The following is a 13,721-nucleotide window of genomic DNA, read 5'->3' on the forward strand; positions in this document are numbered from 1 at the left end:
TGAGAAGGGCCAATAGCCAATAATTGGCCTCATGCAGCACTCGATCCCGCCAGGTGGACGTGTTTCCGGGTTCCGACTCGCCAAGCTCCTCGGCGAGTGGCGACGACGAGGCGCGCGGCACGGGTCCGCGGACCTCGCCGCCGCCGTCCGGATGCTCGTCCTCGACGGCAGGCTGCCCGCGGGGACCCGGCTGCCCGCCGAGCGGGAGATGGCCGAGGCGCTGCCGGTCAGCCGGACCATGATCAGCGCCGCGCTGGACCAGCTGCGCGCCGAGGGGCTCGTGGCCTCCCGGCGCGGGGCGGGGACGTGGATCAGCCTGCCCAGCGGAGGGGCGCTGGTCGGCGGGGCGGACACCCCGCTGGTCGGCAGCAGCATGGTCGACTTCGCCCGCGCCGCCCCACCCGCGATCCCCGGCCTGCTGCCCGCGTTCGACGCGGTGCGGGCCCGGCTGCCCGAGCAGCTGCTCGACCACGGGTACTACGAGCACGGGGTGCCCGAGCTGCGGCGGCGCATCGCGCAGCGGTTCGAGGCGCGCGGGCTGCCCACCAGCCCGGACCAGATCCTGGTCACCAGCGGGGCGCAGCACGCGCTGGCCCTCGTGCTGCGGATGCTCACCGGGCCGGGGGACCGGGTGCTCGTGGAGCAGCCCAGCTACCCCAACGCGCTCGACGCGATCAAGGCCATGTCGGCGATCCCGGTCCCGGTCGCCATGACCGACACCGGCTGGGACCTGCCCGGCATCGCCGCCGCGCTGCGCCAGGCCGCGCCCCGGATGGCGTACGTGGTGCCGGACTTCCACAACCCCACCGGGCACCGGATGGACGCGGCGACCCGCGCCGAGCTGGCCGACCTCGCGCGCCGGGCGCGGACCCCGCTCGTGGTGGACGAGACGATAGTGGAGCTGGACCTGGACGGTGACCCGCTGGACGGGCCGCCGCCGGTGGCCTCGTTCGCCGACGACCTCGTGGTGACCCTCGGGTCGGCCAGCAAGTCGCACTGGGCCGGGCTGCGGATCGGGTGGATCCGGGCGTCCACCGAGGTCGTGCACCGGCTGGTGTCCAGCCGGACCGCGCTCGACCTGGGCTCCGCGGTGCTGGACCAGATGGTGCTGGCCGAGCTGCTGACCGAGCCCGAGGCGGGGCTGGCCGAGCGGCGGCGGCACCTGGCGGGGCAGCGGGACGTGCTGATGGCGGGGTTGCGGGAGCACCTGCCGCAGTGGCGGTTCGACCGGCCGGGGGGCGGGCTCAGCGTGTGGTGCGAGCTGGACGCGCCGGTGAGCACCCGGATCGCGGTGGTCGCGCAGAACCACGGGATGCGGTTGGCGCCGGGGGCGCGGTTCGGGGCGCACGGGGGGTTCGAGCGGTGGCTGCGGCTGCCGTTCGTGCTGCCGTCCGACGTGCTGCGGGAGGCGGTGCGGCGGTTGGGGCTGGTGGCCGCCGCGGTGTCGGGGGGCGGGTCGGTGCCGCACCAGGAGGTGGACGTGCCGGTGGCTTGAGGGGGGCCGGTCTGGGTGATCAACCGCGTTCTTGCCGGTCGCGGGATCAGGTGCGGCGGATCCGGGGTGGCCTGGGGAGAGCCGGTGCGCGGCTTCGCCGGGGGCCGGGTCGGGAGCGGCTGCCCGCTCTGGCGCGGTGGTCCCGAGGTGGTTGCCAGGTGCGGCTTCGGTTCTGCTTCTTGCTGGTGCTCGCATCGCTTCGTGATGCGAACCCACAGCGGGAGACGCTCCAGGGAGTGGCGTCTCCCGCTGTGGGCTCCCGTGCGATCCCGTCGACGCGGGGGCAGCGCGACGTCGGGACCGTTCCCGTTCCTGCCGGGGCGCGGTCGGCAGGAACGGGGAGCCTGTGCGGGGGTGTGCCGGTGGTGCGGGGAGGAACGACGGTGCTGTGCGCAAGCGCTCTGGGCGCGCGCGGACCGGTGCCTGGCGGCGTCGTTCAGTCGGGCGAGGTGCTCGGCAGGCCGGGGACGCGGCCGGGTGAGCGGTCGTCGTCCGCGCGCTCCGCGACCCGGATCACGGGGGTCGGGGGGTCGGCCGACGGGGTGAGCAGCGCGTTCGGCGCGCTGCCGCCCCGGTTGTTGCTGGACGAGGTGTCCTGCGCCCCGCCCGAGGAGGCCGAGGGGCCGCCTGCGGGCGCGTGCTGCGGCGCCGGGGACGGTGGGTGCGCGGGAGCCTCGGGGGTCGGGCGCTCCCAGGTGTCCTGGTGCGGCTCGGAGGGCGCGTCCTCGTGCGCTTCCTCGGGAGCCGCCTGCGCCGACGGGGGGACCTGCTGCCTGCGGGGGGTGGTGCTGGTCGGTGCCGCGAGGGCCCGGTCCGGCGCGGCGGCCGAGGGGGGCGCCGCGGTCGGTGCGGGGGTCTGCGCCTCGGCGGCGGCGGGCTGCTCGGTCGGGGCGGTGTCCGGGGTCGTGCCGGGGACCGCGTTCGCGACCGTGCCGCCCAGCACCGGGACGAGGGCCAGCCTGCTGACCACCTTGCCGCCGATCAGCACCGGGATCGTGGTGATCTGGCCGGTGAGCGCGGAGCCTTCGAGGTCCGCGCTGGTCAGGATGGTCGAGACCGCGCCGCCGGAGGTGGGGCCCGTCGCGGAGTTCCCGGTCGGGGAGCTGCCCTGGACCTGGCCGGTGGGCGTGCCTGCCGTGAGCGCACCGGCCGTGAGCGCGCCGCCGGTGGACTGCGCGGACTGCTGAGCCGTGAGCGCTTGGGCCGCGAGTGCCTGAGCCGTGAGCGCCTGAGCCGTGAGCGCCTGGGCCGTGAGCGCCTGGGCCGCCAGTGCCTGGATCGTGAGCGCCTGCCCGGTGAGCGCCGTGCCCGCGAGGGCCGACCCCTGGAGCGCGGTGGTCTGTGCGGTGGTCTGCGCGCCGGTCTGCTGCGCACCGGCCTGCGCGGTGGCCTGGAGCGCGCTCGCCGTCCCGGTGGACTGCGGTTGCCGCGCGGGAGCCGTCGCCCCGAGCGCCTGCGCGCCGAGCTGCGCCGAGGTCGGACCCGTCGACGTCGCCGCAACCTGGGCGAGCGCGGCGGGCGCTGACTGGCCGTGCAGGGGTTGGCTGAACTGGGTGACGGCCGTTTGGGTGACCGCCGACTGGGCGAGCTGAGGCGGCTGAAGGGCCGTCGACTCGGGCGACCGGGCGCTCTGCGCGAGCGAGCCCTGGGCCGCCGTGAGCTGCGGCGCGGTCGAGCCCGCCGCGAGGACCTGGGCGTTGTCGCCGGTCGTGGCCCCGAGCGCTGCCGGATCGGCCTCCGCCCACGCGCTTCCCGACGCGGCCAGCCAGGCCGTTCCGGCGAGCCCCGCCACCACGAATCCCCTGAGCAGCAGCGAGCCGCCGCGGCGCAGGACGTTGCTGAGAGCCACGCGGATCACCACCGTTCCGGATGGGGCGAACGGGACGGGACCGTTCTGAGGTCGACGTTCGAGGTATGTCTAGCACCGGGCACGGCTTTTGCGAACGGCATCGGAGCGAAGCAACCCGTAAGGGCGGTCCTCTGCGGCTGTACGGGGCGCGGGGGCGGGGTGTGAACACCGTCAGTCGTTGTCACGCCACGTGCTCGCGCCACCGTCCGTCCGTTGTGGACCTCCTCGGAACCACCCGGTTGTGTCCGATGTGGACGTTGGTGGGGTGCAGCGTGTGAGGGCTTACCCATCGGTCACCGTTCCGGGGGAACGGTCGCACGTGCAGATGCACGGGACCCCGGGGTGGTTGCCCGGTGTGGGCCGTTCGTGTGACCCGTCCTGGGAGCGCTCCCGGGACCCTGCGTCGCGGCGGCCGGGCGGCCGGGCCCCGAGGCGGCCCCCTGACCGCTCCGGCGCCCCTCACCAGCCCGCCTCGACCAGGCGGCGGCGCAGCAGCGCGAGGCACCGCCCGCGCGCCGCGCCCGCGCTGCACGCGGCCACCCCGGCGGCCTCGGCGATCAACCGCCCGTCGGGCCGTGGCCCGGCCGCGACCAGCAGCAGCACCGCCCGACACCGCTCGTCCACCCCGTCCAGCGCCACCCGCAACGCCCGCTCCTGCGCCCGCCGAACCGCGAAGTCCTCACCGGACTCCCCGAACCCGCCAGGCTCCCCGAGCCGCCCGAAACCCCCGCCCGCCCCGAAGACGCCGAACGGACCGAACGGCGCGAACGGACTCAACGGCCGCTCCGACTGCTCCGGCCGCACTGGCTGCACCGATCGCTCCGATCGCTCCGACTGCGCCAAGTGCTCCGGCCGTTCCGACTGCGCTGATCGCCCCGGCCGTCCCGGCGGTGTCGACCGCCCCGGCTGTGCCGACCGCGCAGGGTTTTGGGGCACCAGCAGGGACGAGGAAGCCGCTGGGGCTGGTGAAACCGTCGCGGGCGGGAGGGCCAGTGGATTCGAGAGGACCGGCTGCTCCGGGGAAGCCGTCGAGACCGGAGGGGGCGGACTCGTTGACAGCGCCGGATCGGCCGGATCGAGGCCGCCGGACCGGTTCACCGCGCCCACGCCGCCGGACCGGTCGCACTCGCAGCTCCCGTGCCCCTGGCCGGACTCGCCCGCCCGGCTGACGCGCGCGGGTTCCAGGCGCTGGTTGATCTTGTCTCGCCGACCGGCCCCGCCTGCCTGCCCGGCCTCGCCTGCCCGCCCGGCGCCGCGCTCCCCGCACCGGCAAGCCCCACCGCCCCCGCCGAGGCCCGCGCTCCCGCTGGCCCCGGCTGTCCGATCAGGACCGCCGCCGTCGCGCGGCGCCCCGAAGCCACCCCACCACCCGGCCTCCGCACCCGCCCGCCGCCCGCCGCGCGAGCTCCCGCGCCCGGTGACCGCGTCGAGCCAGTGCTCGCCCCCGCCGACGTCCCCCAAGGCGGTCGCTGGGAGTTCCCGGCAGCGGGACCTGAGCTGCTTGCGGGCCTGGTTGCGGGCCGTCGCGGCCAGCCAGGAGATCAGCTTCGCCGGGTCCCGCACCGCGCCCGCGTGCTCGGCCAGCGCGAGCCACGTCGCCTGGCAGGCGTCCGCCACCTCCTCCTCGGTCAGCCGGTGGCCGCCCACCACCGACCGCACCAGGGGCGCGTACCGCCCGACGATCTCCCGCCACGCCCGCTCGTCGCCCGCGCCCGCCCCGGCGAGCAGGACCGCATCACTGCTGTGTCGCATGACCGCTCGGACCGCGCCGACCGCCCACCCGTTTCCGCTGGCACACGAAGGTGCGCACGATGTATCCACGGCCGATGAACCCGCTCGGGGCGCCCGCCCACGCGTGCGGGCGCCCCGGCGCTCACTCCGCGCGCAGCCCCTCCGGGGTGATCGCCGACCGCAGCGCGGGCAGCGTGCACGCGCCCACGACCAGCACCACCGCGCCCGCCGAGCCGAACGCCGTCACCAGCGCCGCCCAGTCCACCCGGAACCGGTCGGCGGGAACGACCAGCCACGCCCCCGCCAGGCCGAGCGGCGCGGCCACGGCCAGGCCCAGCGCCGCCGGGATCGCCGCCTGCCACAGCGCCGCCCGCACCAGCACCTCCCTCGGCACCCCGTTCGCCGCGAGCACCGCCACCGGCCCGCGCCGCTCCCACACCCGGTCCACCGCGACCACCACCAGGCCGACCACGGCGAGCAGGGTCAGCAGCACCGACCCGCCGAGCACCCCGTTGCGCAGGGTGGTGAACAGCTCCACCCGCCCGGCCTCGTACCCGGTGACCAGCGCCGACGCCCGGTCGACCCGCTCGGTCACCGCCTGCAGCCGCTCGCCGAACGTCTCGTCCGGGTCGCCCCGCACCACCAGCCGCTGCGGCTCCAGCGCCAGCAGCGCCGGGTCGTCGGCCACGACCAGGCCCAGGTACTCCCCGGTCACGTCCCCGCCCAGCACCCGGTGCTCGGGCACGACCCACCGGACCGGCTCGCCGCCGAACACCCGCAGCAGCACCTCGGTGCCCGCGGCGGGCGGCGCGCCGCCGACCAGGTAGGCGCGGCCGGGCGCGCAGTCGGTCACCCGCAACCGGTCCGCGATCTCCGCGCAGTCGGTCGTGACCACCTGCGCGCCCTCGGTGCTCGCCATCCGGACCTCGCTGATCCGCCGCGCCCCGCCGACCAGCGACACCGACTCGGCCAGCTCCCGCACCGGCGTGCCCGGCGCGAGCCCCAGCACCCACCGGCCCGGCTCCCCGCCCGCGCTGGACCCGGCCGCGACGTGGTCGGCGGCGACCCCGAGCAGCACCTGGAGCATCAGCCCGCCCGCCAGCACCACCACGACCCCGGACAGCACCCTCGGCGTGTTCCGGTCGGACCCCAGCGCGCGCACCGCCAGCAACCCGGCCACCCCGTCCGGCCGCGCCCGCCGCGCCACCCGGTCCACCAGCCACGGCAGCAGCGCGCCCGTCCCCGCCAGCACCAGCGCGATGCCGCCACCGGCCGCGCCCGCCAGCGCGGGCGAGTCCACCACCTCGGTGAACGTCGCCGCGACCGACAGCACCACCAGCACCAGCGCGCCCGCGCCGAGCGGCCCGAGCCGCCAGCCCACCCGGCGCGGCGGGGCCTCGGCGCGCGCGCCGAGGCCGAGCGGCCCGGTCGTCCCCACGCCGACGCCGAGCACCGCCGCGCCCACCGCCACCAGCGGCACGCCCAGCGCGACCACCAGCGACGGCAGCGGCGCGGGCAGCACGTCGGTGGGGAAGAACCCGATGCCCTCCACCTCGACGAACCGCACCAGCGGTCGCGCCGCGAAGAACAGCGCCGTCCCCACCAGCAGCCCCAGCAGCGCGCCGACCAGCGCCTCGCCCGCCGCGATCCGCCTGACCTGCGCGCCGGACGCGCCGACCAGCCGGATCGAGGACAGCCGCCGGTCCCGGCCCGCCGCCCCCAACCGGGTCGAGACCAGCACGAACGTGCCCAGCGGCAGCAGCATCGCGACCAGCCCGGCGATCACCAGCAGCTGGTAGAACGGCCCCCACACCGGCGGTGGCCGCTCCACCCCGAACCCGGCCACCGGCTCGGCCCCGCCCACGTGGTGCGCGGCCAGCCCGGCGTAGAAGGAGAGCGACCTGGGGCGGGCCAACCCCTCGTCGGCGATCACGCCGATGACCCGCTCCGGGAACCTCGCCCGCACGCCCTCGTCCGCGCCGAGCAGGTCGAACAGCGCGGGCGACACCACGATCTCGCCCGGCGCGGGGACCCGGCCGACCCCCGGTGGTGGCGTCGCGGCCGGTGACACCGCCGCCAGCTCCAGCCCGGTGATCAGCCTGCCCTGCCAGGACACGACCACGCCCCTGGTGCGCAGCGCCGCGTCCTGCGCGACCGGAGCGGGTCGGGGCAGCGCCGCCCCGACCCGCTCCGACTTCGCCTCGCGCGCGGGCCCGATGGACGTGCCGATCAGCAGCACGACCACCCCCAGGCCCACCCCGACGGCGGTGAGCGCCAGCCTGGCCCACGCCGTCCGCCCGCCCCCGACGGCGAGCCGAACGCCGAGGACCAGGTCTGCCGCCCAGTGCGCGCGAGGAGTCATTCGGCGCGCAACCCCAGCGCGTCGGTGGCCCTGCGCAGCGACGGCAGCGTCAGCGCCGTCACCAGCAGGCCCAGGACCAGGGCGAGCGCCGAGTACTGGCCGATGCCCGCCCAGTCCAGCTCGACCGGCCTGCCGAACGTGCGCAGCAGCAGCGCGCCGAGCCCGGCGCCGGTGGCGATGGCGACCAGCACGGCCAGCACCAGCGGGACCGCGTTCTGCCACAGCAGCGACCGGGCCAGCACCCCGCGCGGCACCCCGCCCGCGAAGAGCGCGGCCAGCGGTCGCCTGCGCTCCTTGATCTGCTCCAGCGCCACGACCAGCAGGCTCCCCGCCGCCAGCAGCAGGGTGAGCAGCGAGCCCGCGAACAGGCCGCCCCGCACCTGCCGGTACTGCTCCGCCTCCTCGGACAGGTCGGCGGTGCCCACGTGGTGCGACTGGAGCTTCCAGGCCAGCGGGGCCAGCGCGGTGCGCGCGTTGTCCGCCGCCTCCGGGACGCGCCCGTCCAGCAGCGCGATCACCCCGCCGCTGGAGGCCGCCGCCCTGGGCAGGTCGCGGGCCGCGCCGGGCGTCACGTGCAGCCCGTACAGGTCGGACTTGTCCGACGGCAGCGCGACCTGCCGGGCCTCGGGCGCGCGCCACGTCCCGAGCGGGACGCGGTCGTCGTGCGTTCTGCCGCGCTCGTCGGTCCGGATCGTCGCCGCGTTCGCCAGGGGGAGCACGGTCAGCTCGGAGCCGGGGGCCACCTGCCAGTACGGGGTCTGGCCCTCCAGGTGGAAGCTGTAGGCCGCGCCGTCGACGCACTCCGGCACGCCCCGCGCCAGCAGCATCGCGCAGTCGCTGATCACCACCTGCTGCTCGACCTCGTCGCTCCGGACGTACGCGTACTCGGGGGTGAAGACCCGCTCGACGCCCGCGACGCCGTCCAGCAGCTCGACCGCGCGCCCGCGCAGCCCGGCGTCCTCGGCGGGGGTGATCGAGTACCTGCCGCTGGACGCGACGGTCAGCAGCGACTCGTCGACCCGCGGCCCGCTGCCGTCCGGGATCGCCCTCTCCACGTTGGTCAGGACGCTCTGCAGGGCGATCGCCCCGGCCAGCACGACGGCCACGCCGCCGACGACGCGCGCCGCCGTGCCGCTGTCGAGCTGGAGCCTGCGCATGGCGAGCTGCCAGGACGGCGCGCCCCGGTGCGCCCGCCGCACCGAGCGCTCCAGCGCCCAGGGCAGCAGCGCGGGGACGCCGAACAGCAGCAGCGTGATGCCCGCGACCAGCGTCTGCTGGGAGCTGCCGTCGACCAGCCGCCCGGCGAACGCGCCCGCCTGCGACGCGAGCAGGGCGACACCCGCCACGACCGGCAGGGCCCGCCACCACAGCTTCCGGCGCGCGGGCCTGGTCTGCCGCACCACGCCGAGCGGTTCCACCACGGTGCGGCGCATGGCCACCAGCGCGGTGACCACCGCCAGCGCGGGCACCAGCGCGACCAGGAGCGCCACCAGCGCGGGGGCCGGGGTCAGGTCCTCGGCGAACACGCTCATCCCGACCAGCTCGACCTCCTCCACGTGCCGCCTGGCCAGCAGGAACAGCCCGCCGCCCAGCGCCAGCCCGACGAGCGCGCCGACCAGGGCCTCGCCGGAGGCGATCAGCCGGACCCGCCCGGCGCTCGCGCCGACCAGCCGCAGCGCGGCGAGCCTGCGGTCGCGCTGGGCGCCCGCGAGCCGGGTGCTCACGCCGATGAAGACCAGCACGGGGAACAGCAGCACCACGCACCCGGTCAGCCCGAGCACCAGCAGGAACGGCGGCACCAGGGACATCTCGCTCGGGACGCCGAACCGGCCGACGGCGTTCTGCGCGGTGGGCACGACCGAGGCGTCGCCCGCGAAGTAGGCCAGGTCGTGCGGCGTGATCAGGCCCTCGTCGGCGATGGTCCCCACGACCCTCTGCGGGAACCGCTCGCGCAGCACCGCGTTGTCGGGGTCGGCGAGCAGCTCGGCCAGCGCGGGCGACACGTACATCTCGCCGTCGGCCGGGATCTCCGGGATGCCCGGCGGCACCGGGGCCTGCGGGCCGCCCGCGAGCAGGTGCTTGCCCGCGATCGGGCCGTGGTCGCGGTAGGCGCTGTACCAGCTCTCCGAGTGCAGGACCCGCTCGGCGGGCGTGCCCGCGGCGGGGTTCTCCGCCAGCCGCGCGTCCTGCCGCGCGTCCCGGTTGGCCATGATCGACGGGATGGCCGCGGCCACGAACAGCAGCACCACCCCGAGTCCGATGCCGACGCCGGTCAGCGCCTGCCTGGCCCAGGACTCGCGCCCGCCGCCGACCGCCAGCCGGACGCCGAGCGCCAGGTCGTCGAGCACCCGCTTCACCTGGCGCGCTCCACTTCGCGGGGCGCGGCATCGCCACGTGCTAACCGGTCGCGCGCCTGGCTCCCGGTCGCCGCGCGCAGGTCCGCGGCTTCGAGCAGGGGCCGCATCGGGCCACCTCCGTTGTCAGCCCGATCGGGCGATGGTCGGTTCGAGCCCCCGGATCGACCTCCGGGGGACGAGGAGCGACGCCGTCACCGACCCGGCGCCGCCCCTCGGGAGGGCTCACTCGGTGCGCAGTCCCAGCGCCCCGGTGGCCTTGCGCAGCGACGGCAGCGTCAGCGCCGTGACCAGCAGACCGAGGACCAGCGCGGCCCCCGAGAACTGCGCGATGCCCGCCCAGTCCAGCTCGACCGGCCGCTCGATCACGCCGAGCAGCAGCGCGCCGAGCCCCGCGCCGGTGGCGATGGCGACCAGCACGGCCAGCACCAGCGGGACCGCGTTCTGCCACAGCAGCGACCGGGCGAGCGCACCGCGCGGAACCCCGCTGGCGGCGAGCACGGCCAGTGGCCGCCTGCGCTCCTTGATCTGCTCCAGCGCCACGACCAGCAGGCTCGCCGCCGCCAGCATCAGCACGATCAGCGCGCCCACGAACAGCGCGCCCTTGATCTGCTGGTACTGCTTGGCCTCCAAGGACAGGTCCGCGGCGCCGAAGTAGTACGTGTAGACGCGCCAGGCCATCGGGGCCAGGGCGACGCGCACGTGGTTCGCCGCGTCCGCGTCCTTCTCCAGCGCGATGCTGATCGAGCCGCTCGCGCCAGGCGGCACGGCCAGGTCGCGGGCCGCGCCGGGCGTCAGGTAGGTGCTGTGCAGGCTGCTGCCCTCCGGCACCACGAGCCGCTTCACCTCGGGCGCGCGCCACGTGCTGAGCGGCTCGCGCTTGTCGACGTACTCCCCGCCCGCGCTCGGCACCCCGGCCGTCTCCGGGGTCCACGGGCCGAGGACGCCCAGCTCGGTGCCGGGCGCCACCTGCCAGTACGACACGCTGGTGTCGCGCTGGAACTCGTACGCCTCGCCGTCCACGCACTCCGGCGCGCCGGAGGCCAGCAGCAGGGCGCACGGGGCGATGGTCACCTGGATGGTCCCGTCCTGCGGGGACGCGTCCTCCAGCTTGAAGTCGACGTAGACCGGGGTGAAGACCTCGTCGACCCCCTCGACGCCCTGGAGCAGGTCGAGCACCCGAGCCCGCTCGTCGGCCTGAGCTTCCTCGCGGCCCACCAGCGACACCTGCATGAACTCGGTGTTGAGCACCGGTCCGCCACCGTCCGGGATCTTGCTCTGGACGCTGGTCAGGACGGTCTGGAGGGCGATGGCCCCGGCGAGGACGACGGCGACGCCGCCGACGACGCGCGCGGCCGTGCCGCTGTCGAGCTGGAGCCTGCGCATGGCGAGCTGCCAGGACGGCGCGCCCCGGTGGGCGTGCTGCACCGAGCGCTCCAGCGCCCAGGGCAGCAGCGAGGGGATGCCGAGCAGCAGCAGCGCGATGCCGCTGATCAGCAGCTCCTCGCGGTAGCCGCCCATGATCCGCTCGCCCGCGAACCCGCCCGCCTGGGAGATCAGCACCCCGACGCCCAGCAGCACCGGCACGAGCCGCCACCACAGCCTGCGGCGCACCGGCTTGGTCTGCCTGACCACGCCGAGCGGCTCCACCACGGTGCGGCGCATCGCCAGCAGCGAGGTGACCACGGCCAGCACGGGGATCAGGGCCGCCAGCAGCACCGCCAGCACGGGGGAGGGGCTCAGCTCCTCGGCGAACACGCTCACCCCGAGCAGCTCGACCCCCTCGACGAACCGCCTGCCGACCAGGAAGAGGCCGACGCCCACGACCAGCCCGACGAGCGCGCCGACCAGCGCCTCGCCGGAGGCGATCAGCCGGACCCGGCCCGCGCCCGCGCCGACCAGCCGCAGCGCGGCGAGCCTGCGGTCGCGCTGGGCTCCGGCGAGCCGGGTGCTCACGCCGACGAACACCAGCACGGGGAACAGCAGCACCACGCACCCGGTCAGCACGAGCACGAGCAGGAACGGCGGGAGCGCCTGCGTCGTCCGCTCCGCGCCGAACCGGCCGATGGAGTTGGCCTCGGTCGCCTCGACCGAGGCGTCGCCCGCGAAGTACACGAGGTCGCGGGGCGCGTTCAGGCCCTCGTCGGCGATGGTCCCGACGACCTTCTGCGGGAGCAGCTCGCGCAGCATCCCGTTGTCCGGGTCGGCGAGCATGTCGGCCAGCACCGGCGACACGTACATCTCGCCGTCGGCCGGGATCTTCGGGATGCCCGGCGGCACCGGGGCCTGCGGGCCGCCCGCGCGCAGGTACTTGGCGGTGATGTCCGAACCGCGGTACTGGGTGCTCCAGACCTCGGAGTGCAGGATGCGCTCGGCGGGTGTGCCCGCCTCGGCCCCGACGCTGCTCCTGGCGGCCTGGCGCTCGTTCCGGTTCTCCATGATCGACGGGACGGTCGCGCCCACCAGCAGCACCAGCACGCCGAGGCCGATGCCCATGCCGGTCAGCACCAGTCGGACCCACGCCCCGCGTCCACCGCCCGCGGCCAGCCGGACGCCGAGGAGCAGGTCGGCGAAGACGCGCTTCACCGAACGCGCTCCACTTCGCGGGACTTGCCGTCGCGCACGACGACCTCGCGGTCGGAGTAGGCGGCGACCCGAGCCTCGTGGGTGACCAGCACGACGGCCGCGTTGGTCTCGCGCGCGGCCGTGACCAGGAACTGCATCACGCGCTCGCCGTTGAGCGAGTCCAGCGCGCCGGTCGGCTCGTCGGCGAAGACGACCTTCGGGCCGGTGACCAGCGCGCGCGCCACGGCGACCCGCTGGGCCTGACCGCCGGAGGTCTCGCCGGGCCGCTTGTCCGCGACCCCGTCGACCTCCAGCCGCTCCAGCCACTCGCGCGCCCTGGACTCGGCGGCCTTGCGCTTGACCCCGCCCAGGCGCAGCGGGAGCGCCACGTTCTCCAGGCAGGACAGCTCGGGCACGAGCTGCCCGAACTGGAACACGAAGCCGAAGTCGGTGCGCCGCAGCTCGCTGCGCGCACCGTCCGCCAGCGCGCTCAGCTCCACGTCGCGGTAGCGGACCGTGCCGCTGTCCGGCTGGAGGATGCCCGCCAGGCAGTGCAGCAGGGTGGACTTGCCGGAGCCGGACGGCCCCATGATGGCCAGCACCTCACCCGCGTGGACGGCCAGACCGGCGCCGTCGAGCGCGGGGGTGGGGCCGAAGGACTTGCGCAGGTCCACGGCTTCGAGCAGGGGCCTCATCGGGCCACCTCCGTTTTCAGCCTGCCCAACCGGGCGGCGGTCAGTTCGAGCCACCGGAGGTCGGCCTCCAGGTGGAACAGGGCGTGGTCGCAGATCAGCTGGTCGGCCAGGTCGCCGTCCGCCTTGCGCTTGGTGAGCTTGCGCATCAGGTCGAGGTGCGCGCCGCGCTGGGTGTCCAGCACGTCGTTGGCGCTGCGACCGGACAGGAGCGCGAGCACGACCTTCGTGTACAGGGTGTTCTGCAGGTACGGCTCCGGCTTCTCGGGCGTGCTCAGCCAGCCCTCGACGTCGGTGACGCCCGCGTCGGTGATGGCGTAGCGCTTGCGGTCGGGACCGTCGCCCGCCTCCACGCCCGCCTCCTGGATGAGGCCGTTCTTCAGCAGCCGGGAGAGCGTTGTGTACACCTGCCCGTAGTGCAGCGGGCGGTCCTGCCCGAAGCGCTCGTCGTAGGCCCGCTTGAGGTCGTAGCCGTGCCTCGGCCCCTTCTCCAGCAGGCCCAGCAGTGTGTGTCCGATCGACATGCCGGCGACTATACACACGACGTATACACACGATGAATACCCTGGTCGGAGTCGCGCTGACCACGACTTCACGACAGGGACCAGCGGGCGCGCCTACAGTGGAGGGGTGACTGGTCTGGCGGCCGGCTGGGACCACACTGCTCTCGCGC

General features: G+C 75.8%; 8 protein-coding genes. 1 reads left to right on the plus strand and 7 read right to left on the minus strand.

Features of this window, described 5'->3' with window-relative positions; genetic code table 11:
• Nucleotides 1–31: 31 nt before the first annotated feature.
• Nucleotides 32–1,495, plus strand: a complete 1,464-nt coding sequence (yczR, locus tag LV78_RS08985; RefSeq protein WP_253844259.1) for a MocR-like transcription factor YczR — start codon at nucleotides 32–34, stop codon at nucleotides 1,493–1,495.
• 436 nt (nucleotides 1,496–1,931) lie between these two features.
• Here yczR and LV78_RS08990 read toward each other — a convergent pair whose 3' ends face one another.
• From LV78_RS08990 to LV78_RS09020, 7 genes are all read right to left on the minus strand, one after another.
• Entirely contained in the window at nucleotides 1,932–3,344 is a 1,413-nt protein-coding gene (locus LV78_RS08990; RefSeq protein ID WP_253844261.1) for a hypothetical protein, read from the minus strand.
• Nucleotides 3,345–3,803: 459 nt separating this feature from the next.
• Nucleotides 3,804–5,096 (minus strand): sigma factor, encoded by a 1,293-nt coding sequence (locus tag LV78_RS08995; RefSeq protein WP_253844263.1) that lies wholly within the window; start codon nucleotides 5,094–5,096, stop codon nucleotides 3,804–3,806.
• 121 nt (nucleotides 5,097–5,217) lie between these two features.
• Complete coding sequence (locus tag LV78_RS09000) at nucleotides 5,218–7,437, minus strand: FtsX-like permease family protein (RefSeq protein ID WP_253844264.1); 2,220 nt, start codon at nucleotides 7,435–7,437, stop codon at nucleotides 5,218–5,220.
• A complete protein-coding gene (locus tag LV78_RS09005; protein ID WP_253844265.1) occupies nucleotides 7,434–9,794 on the minus strand; it encodes an FtsX-like permease family protein in 2,361 nt (786 codons plus the stop codon). Before LV78_RS09005 ends, LV78_RS09000 begins: the two co-directional genes overlap by 4 nt.
• 222 nt (nucleotides 9,795–10,016) lie before the next feature.
• On the minus strand, nucleotides 10,017–12,377 hold the full coding sequence (locus LV78_RS09010; RefSeq protein WP_253844267.1) for an FtsX-like permease family protein: 2,361 nt from the start codon (nucleotides 12,375–12,377) through the stop codon (nucleotides 10,017–10,019).
• Nucleotides 12,374–13,051 carry an ABC transporter ATP-binding protein gene (locus LV78_RS09015; protein WP_253844268.1) on the minus strand — a complete coding sequence of 226 codons (678 nt, stop codon included), beginning with the start codon at nucleotides 13,049–13,051 and terminating at the stop codon, nucleotides 12,374–12,376. The genes LV78_RS09010 and LV78_RS09015 overlap by 4 nt, the downstream gene beginning before the upstream one ends.
• Nucleotides 13,048–13,572: a PadR family transcriptional regulator gene (locus LV78_RS09020; RefSeq protein WP_253844269.1), complete on the minus strand. Its 525-nt coding sequence runs from the start codon at nucleotides 13,570–13,572 to the stop codon at nucleotides 13,048–13,050. The genes LV78_RS09015 and LV78_RS09020 overlap by 4 nt, the downstream gene beginning before the upstream one ends.
• Nucleotides 13,573–13,721 lie beyond the last annotated feature (149 nt).

The organism is Actinosynnema pretiosum (genome assembly GCF_024171695.1).
In the GTDB taxonomy this organism is placed as follows: Bacteria; Actinomycetota; Actinomycetes; order Mycobacteriales; family Pseudonocardiaceae; genus Actinosynnema; species Actinosynnema pretiosum.

Excerpts from the sequence above, each read along its gene's own strand:
- yczR (WP_253844259.1), top strand. The coding sequence starts at position 32 with ATGCAGCACTCGATCCCGCCAGGTGGACGTGTTTCCGGGTTCCGACTC.
- LV78_RS08995 (WP_253844263.1), bottom strand. The coding sequence starts at position 5,096 with ATGCGACACAGCAGTGATGCGGTCCTGCTCGCCGGGGCGGGCGCGGGC.
- LV78_RS09000 (WP_253844264.1), bottom strand. The coding sequence starts at position 7,437 with ATGACTCCTCGCGCGCACTGGGCGGCAGACCTGGTCCTCGGCGTTCGG.
- LV78_RS09015 (WP_253844268.1), bottom strand. The coding sequence starts at position 13,051 with ATGAGGCCCCTGCTCGAAGCCGTGGACCTGCGCAAGTCCTTCGGCCCC.
- LV78_RS09020 (WP_253844269.1), bottom strand. The coding sequence starts at position 13,572 with ATGTCGATCGGACACACACTGCTGGGCCTGCTGGAGAAGGGGCCGAGG.